Annotated in this window: 4 protein-coding genes, 1 pseudogene and 1 riboswitch; of the genes and pseudogenes, 2 read left to right on the forward strand and 3 right to left on the reverse strand. The window is 70.8% G+C overall.

From position 1 onward, the window contains the following. Positions 1 to 648: 648 nt before the first annotated feature. The 3 genes from NBZ85_RS25435 to corA all read right to left on the reverse strand — a co-directional run bounded on the left by NBZ85_RS25435 (position 649) and on the right by corA (position 4,398). Entirely contained in the window at positions 649 to 1,749 is a 1,101-nt protein-coding gene (locus NBZ85_RS25435) for a C40 family peptidase (RefSeq protein ID WP_261559518.1), read from the reverse strand. A gap of 5 nt (positions 1,750 to 1,754) precedes the next feature. Beyond that, a riboswitch (cyclic di-AMP (ydaO/yuaA leader) is annotated at positions 1,755 to 1,930 on the reverse strand. Between the two features lie 354 nt (positions 1,931 to 2,284). Then, positions 2,285 to 2,668, reverse strand: coding sequence for a hypothetical protein (locus tag NBZ85_RS25440; RefSeq protein WP_261559517.1), 384 nt, complete (start codon positions 2,666 to 2,668; stop codon positions 2,285 to 2,287). A 431-nt stretch (positions 2,669 to 3,099) separates the two neighbouring features. Next, positions 3,100 to 4,398: a magnesium/cobalt transporter CorA gene (corA, locus tag NBZ85_RS25445; RefSeq protein WP_261559516.1), complete on the reverse strand. Its 1,299-nt coding sequence runs from the start codon at positions 4,396 to 4,398 to the stop codon at positions 3,100 to 3,102. Between the two features lie 282 nt (positions 4,399 to 4,680). Between corA and tnpA the strand changes: the two are divergent. Continuing rightward, a pseudogene (gene tnpA / locus NBZ85_RS25450) lies at positions 4,681 to 5,051 on the forward strand (IS200/IS605 family transposase). Positions 5,052 to 5,817: 766 nt separating this feature from the next. Beyond that, positions 5,818 to 6,715: DUF4139 domain-containing protein (locus NBZ85_RS25455; RefSeq protein WP_261562731.1), on the forward strand; the 898-nt coding region annotated here is incomplete at its 3' end.

Here is a 6,715-nt window from a genome sequence, read left to right on the forward strand (position 1 = left end):
GCCGGGAGGGGGGTAGCGGCATCGGCGGACCTCAGCGGCCGGGAGGAGCCCGAGGGCCCGCCGGCCTTCCACTGCGGATGGGGGGGGGATCCGAGGGAAGGCCGGCGGAGTCGGAGGCCTTCCGGCCGGACGGACGTCAGATGGGGGGGAATCTGACGTCCGTCCGGCCGGAAGGAGGCGTCGTGGGGCCGGCGCTGTAGCGAGGTCGGTGGTGCCGCGGGCGGTGACAGGGCCCGCGTGCTGGGTCGGTCCCGGCTCGGCCGGCCGGGCGCAGGCGGGCGGAGAAGTCCACGGGGTTCGGGCGCGCGGACCGGGTGCGGGTCTCCGGCGGCTTTGCCGGAACTCGTGAGGCCGCGCCGTGGAGCAGCGTCCGGGGCAGCGGCGATGGTGACCCGGACGGGTCAGCGGTGCGCGCGTTGCGTCGGCCGGCCGGGGGAGCAGGCCCGGTGAGGCGGGTGCGAGCGTGGACGCGGCGATGACGGGTGTCCAGACCGGCAGCCTGGACCGCACGCGCGACCGGAAGGGGAGGCCGCGCGCGGTCGGCTCGAGGCTGGACGGGCTTCGTCGTCCTTCCAGCCGAACGAGGTGACCACCGGGTGGCCGGCACTGCGCCGCAGGGGCACGGTGCGCTGGCGCGATGCGGACGCGCTAGAAGCGGCCGACGTAGTAGGAGGTGGTGTAGATCGACTGCAGCTTCACGACACTGCCGGTGTGCGGAGCGACCCACATCTTGCCGTCGCCGGCGTAGATGCCGACGTGGTAGATGTTCCCGGGCGAGCCCAGGAAGATCAGGTCGCCGGGCTGCTTGTTGTACTGCGATACCCGGGTGGAGGCCGCGAACTGGGCGTCCGTGGTCCGCGGCAGGCTCTTGCCGAGCTGCTTGAAGACGTACTGGACCAGGCCGGAGCAGTCGAACGAGCTGGGGCCCTCGGCGCCGTAGACGTACGGCTTGCCCGCCTGCAGGGAGGCCAGGTAGACGGCCTTCGCGCCGATCGAGCTGGACGCGATCGGCACGGACACGCGGGGGGAACCGACAGAGATGTCGCCGACGAGGCTTCCCAGGCGGGCGGACACGTTGGCGACCTGCGGGCGCACGTTCAGCGTCGCGTCGTTGGCCGAGTGGGCGGACTGCAGGGCGTCCGTGCCATCGAAGATCGCGGTGACGTTCGTCGTGGTGAGTACCCGTGCTGTGTAGGAGGCGTAACCCTGCGCGTTCGTCTGGAGGTGCTTGAAGGTGGCCCACCCGGTGGGGAGCTTCACCTGCACCTTGACGAGCTGGTTCGCGAGCGGCTCGTGGGTCGCCTCGTTGTACAGCGAGAAGCCGATGTCGATCGGCTCGTTCGCGTTCACGGTCACGGCCGGGTTCGTCACCCGCAGGCCGACCTGGATCTTGCCGGCCAGGGGCGGGGCGTCGATGCCACTTGCCGCGCCGAGAGTGAGTCCCGAGGAGCTGTGCTCACTGACCGCCGCTGCGGCGATGCTGCCGCCCAGGGCGGCGCGCGAGCCGATCTGCGCGGCGAGGGTGACCGGGGCGGTGTTTGGCGACTCTTCCATCGCCGTGTCGGCGTGGACGTCGGTGGCGCAGCCAGCCAGGGCCACTCCGGAGACCGCGACGGTCCCGGTGGTCATTGCGGCGAAGGCACGAGCACGGGCCCGACTACGGGCAACGGGCGGCGCGGACTGGGCGCGGTGACGGCCGCGACCGGCGACTCGCGAATCTTCGTCGAGCTGCACGCTTTGCGCGGACAACGGTGTATTCCTTCCCGTACGCCTGCGAAGTGAGCTGTCGGGTTCGGGCTGGGCTGCCCGGCTCGAGGCGTGACCTTCACGCTTCGAACTTCACCCCGAGACCAGCACCGCGGATCGGTGCCGGCCAGTGGAGGTGGGTCCCCCGCTCCTGCCCCAGATGACGACTCGGAGGGGACACCGGGGCCGGGGGCAGGATTCGGCGTTCGGCCCGGTGTTGTCGTGACGTCGGCGTGAGACTAGTCCACTTTGACGGGGTGGGTAAACACTAGTCCTTCCCAACTACAGGGAGTGTGCACCGAGGTGCCTTTCGTCCGATACTCGGCCCGGTTCGCGCCCAGGGTCCGGCGGGCGGCCCGGCTGGGCGCCGGAGTTGGGGTTGGCCAGCGGTTTCGCCCTCGCCCAGCGGGCCGGCGAAGGGATCGGACCGGACGCCGACGGAGACCCTGGCCCGGCCCGGTCGTTCCGGTCGAGCACCGAATAATCACACCCAGTAGTCGAAAGGGGGAGGCGGGGGCATCCCCGTTAGGACACGGCTTCATCGGGTCCGGCCGCGCCGAGTCAGGAACCCGGCCGCGTCGAGCACCTGGAGCTCGACGGCGAGCTCGTGGACTTCGCGGGGCACCGAGCGGTGGTTGGCCAGGGCGGCCACGGCAGCGCGGGCGTGGTCGGCGAGCTCGTCCAGCGCGTGCTGGCGCTGGCGCATGCGGGCCCGTTCCTCCTGGATGGTGCGGACCGTGTCCTCCTGCCAGCGCCGGGTTCGGATGAGGTGCTCGCTGGCGTCGGCGGCCTGGCGCTCGGCGTCCTCAAGCCGGTTCAGCAGCGCGTCGAGGGTCTCGAGCCGCCCGGCGAGTTCGGCGATCAGGTCGCCCCGCTCGGGCAGGATCGCGGTCTCTCGCCGCTTGGGGTCAGACGAGGGCATGTACTCCCCTGACGGGTGGGGGATCGGGGAACCGCTCCGAGCGGTGGGCACGAGACCCGGTTGCTCCGACACGGTTGGTTACGGTAACCGACGGGGAGGGCCGGGTGTAACCCATCGTACGGATACGTCACGGCAGTCAACTGATAGCAAAAACGAGCTATAGACCGGCTACCCTTGCCAGGCTTTCGAGTGCATAGCACGTGATGTGTTGTTTGTCGGCCTTTTCGCCCGATTCGGGTCCCCCTGGGGCCCAACGGATCGGCCCCGGTGGGGTGGGGGCCACCAGTCAACCCCGTTCGGGTCATCCGCATGCCAGGACGGGATGACCGGGCGGTGCCGGTCAGCTCCGCAACTTCTGTGACGTTGAGTGACCGCAGGGCTGGCGTCGAGAGAAAGCAGGGTCACCGGCGGCGCAAGAGCCAGCCGTTGCGTCAGAGCCAGCCGTTGCGTTTGAACGCCCGGTACAGAAACAGGCACGCCGTCGCCATCACGGCGAGAACCGTCGGATAGCCCCAGGTCTGGCGCAGCTCGGGCATGTGCTCGAAGTTCATTCCATAGATTCCGGCCAGCGCGGTGGGAACGGCCGCGATCGCCACCCAGGCGCTGATCCGCCGCATGTCCTCGTTCTGCGCGATCGTCACCTGCGTCAGGGTGGCCTGCAGCACCGACGACAGCAGCTCGTCGAAGTGTTCGATGCGCTCGCTGACCTGCTCCAGGTGGTCGGCGACGTCCCGGAAGTACCGCCGCATCCCCGCGTTGACCAGCCGCGGGCTGTCCGTGGTGAGCGTGCGCAGCGGGCCGGCCAGCGGCTGGACGGCGTGCTTGAGCTCCAGCAGCTCGCGCTTCATCTGGTAGGCGCTCTCCGTCGAGGGGGTCTGGTCGCGCCGGAACACGCCGGCCTCGATCTGGTCGACGTCGACCTGGATCCTCTCGACCGTGTCGAGGTAGTTGTCGACGACGCTGTCGCAGATGGCATGCAGCACCGAGGTCGGCCCGTGCCGGAGCATTTCCGGGGCGGCCTCGAGCCGGCCCCGCAGCCTGGTCATCTCGCCATGCTGGCCGTGCCGCACCGTCACCACGAAGTCCTCGCCGAGGAAAATCATGATCTCGCCGGTGGTTACCACCTCTGAGGTGCCGGTCACCTCGGTGTGCGCTACATAGCTAGTGGTCTTGAGGACCACGAACAGGTGGTTCTCGTACTGCTCGAGTTTGGGTCGCTGACCGCCGGTGACCGCGTCCTCCACGGCCAGCTTGTCCAGCCCGTACTCCGCGGCGATGGCGGCGAGCTGCTCATAGCTGGGCTCGAACAGGCCCAGCCAGGCGAAGCCCTCCCGCTCGGTCCGCGCCAGCTGCAGCGCGTCGGAATGATCGACGTCCATCGTCACGCACCGACCGTGGCTGTAGACCCCGCAGGCCATCACCCGGCCGTCGGGCGACGCCGGCAGCTCCACCCGCCGCGCCCGGCGGCGCTTGCGACCGACCCGGACCAACGACACCGGCCGGCTCAGCGCGCCGGCGATCCGGTGCGCGTTCGACGACGCCTGTCCCAGGGCGTCCTCCAGGGCGTCGAGCACCGGATGCTCGGCGCCGGCGTGGCCGGGCGCGCCCAGCCGGTCAGATCGGCCCCCGCCGGCCGGAGCCGCCCCGGCCGTCCCGCCGCCGCCTGATCCCGGGTGGCCGCCCGATCCCGCGCGCATCGGCTCCGTGCTCGCCGCGTCGTCTCGCACCATCGCCTCTTTCCTGTCGCCCACGTTGCCAGTTGCCCACGTTCCCGGGCGCTTATGTTCTCGGGCGCTCACGTGCCCCGCCGATCACGTCGTGTCTGCTGCCCACCGCTGGTGGTCGTCGAGTTCGTGGTCGTCGAGCGTTCCCGCGGTGCGTCGGGAGGCCCGCGCGCCGCGGGTTCACCCCTCCATCAAAGACCTCCGGAGGGGACTGTCGCCTTCAGGCATCCAGGGAATCCGGTACGGACCCGTACCGGATGGGCCAGCAATGCTGGCCTGGCCAGCTGCATGTTCCGTCGGGCGATGGTCGGCGTAGGTGGCACCTGCGACCTCGGCTGTCACGTCGTGTGGTGCCCGAAGTATCGCCCCGCCCCGCCCCGTCCGGACCGGTCCGGGGTCGCCTTGACACGCTCATCCGGGAGCGGCGCGCCGAGTGCGACTGGCCGGTCGTCGCGTTGGGGATCGAACTGGATCATGTTGACCTGTTCGTCGCGGCTCACCCGGAGCACTCCCCGTCGTACACCGCCCACCAGGTGATGGGCTTCACGTCCCCTGTGCTGCGCGGCGAGTTCGCGCACCTGCAGTCCCGGATGGTCGCCCGGTGGTCCTGGTTGTGCTTCGTTGCCGCTGTCGGTGCCATGTCTGCTGGGACTGTGTGACGGTGGATCGACGCCCAGAACGCGCGGCCGTGGCGTGAGGGGGGGTGGTCTGGTGCGGCGTGCGTACACGTTCCTGCCGCGCCCCACCGCCCGGCAGGCGGTCGCGTTCGGCGCGATGCTCTTACGATCATCGCGCTTTGTGCAACGCGGCGTTGCAGGAACGGCGCGACGCCTACCGGCACCCGTCGCAAACCCGCATCCGCTCCGGGGACCAGCCCGCGCAGGTGAAGGACATCCGGCGTGCGTCTGCAGGGCGTTGGCCATGTCAAGGTTCACCAGCACCGGCGGGTATTCGGCAGGGTGAAGACGGTCAGCGTCAGGGGAACATGAGCCGAACCCGACGTGCCTCGCCCGGTCCGCCAGCCGGCTGGCCGCCGCCCAGCGGGACCTCTCGCGTGCGAAGCGCGGCTCGATGCGGCGCAGGAAGGCCGCCGCACACGTCGGTTCGACGTCCCCGCCGGACGAACCTACGGGAGGATCAGGTGAGCGGGCTCGAGGTACGCGCGCTGCGGGTGTTCGCCGACGGGGGGCCGCCTCGGAGTTCGGCGTGCCGCTCCGACCGCCGCATCCTTCGAATCTTTTTGTGATCGCTTATCCGCGGAACGATGCCGAGGCCTGGTTACGGTTTTCGGCCGTAGAACCGTACGTAAGCCTCGGCACGTTCTGGCCGGAAACCGGGCGGGCGCGCAGCGGCGGCGGCCGGGTCAGTTAACGACCGCCTGGGGGCGCAAGGGCGATTCAGATCACTCATTTAAGCTGACATGTCATGGCGCCTGATGACTTGTCACAGCCCGTGCGACTCGACGCGCCGATCACCGGAATCGTCGTTCACCCCCGGGGTGCCCGAATCATCCGATGCGGCCGGGTCCGGCTGTCCGTTCCCGCGGCGGACGGGTCCGCGGTGGCCGGCGTTCGGGTCGAGTTGGACGGCCTGCCGTGGGAGCTCGCGCCCGACTCGGTCCGCGTCGGTGGCCGGGGCCCGGCCCGGGTGCTCGGAGTCGACGTGGTCGCCCGTACGCACCCGGATCCCGCGGACACCGCTGGCGCCGACCTCGCCGCGCGTCGGCGCGCGCTGGTAGCCGAGCTGTCCGTGGTCGCCGACGAGGATGACGCCGAGCAGGCGCGGCGCGGCTTCCTCGACGTCGCCGGGCGCACCGGGGCCGCCGCGCTGGCTCGATCCTGGGCCTCGACCACAGGCACCGGTGAGGGGTTGGCCGCCGCCGAGGACCTGCTCGCGGCTCGGATCGGCGAGGTCCATGCCCGTCGCCGCGCCCTCGCCGAGCGCCGGGCCGAGCTCGAAGGGCACATCGCGGCCCTGGACCGGATGATCGAGGCTCGGCAGGCCCCCCGCATCCCGGACACCCGCACCGTCGTCGTCGACCTCGATCTCGACGCCGATCTCGACGCGGACGCCGACACCGCCGCCGTGGAGGGCATCGAAATCGAGCTGGAGGTGTCGTACCTGGTTCCGACCGCGGGCTGGCGGGCCGGTTACGACGCTCGTCTCGACGGGGAGCGGGTCACGCTGACCTGGTTCGCGCTGATCGCCCAGCGCAGCGGCGAGGATTGGCCGGCCACGGCCGATCTCGCGCTCTCGACGGCCCGCCCGGCCGCGCACGCGGAGCTGCCCGAGCTCACCCCTCAGTTCGTGGACCTGCGCCAAC

Source organism: Frankia tisae, from assembly GCF_025403405.1.
In the GTDB taxonomy this organism is placed as follows: Bacteria; Actinomycetota; Actinomycetes; order Frankiales; family Frankiaceae; genus Frankia; species Frankia tisai.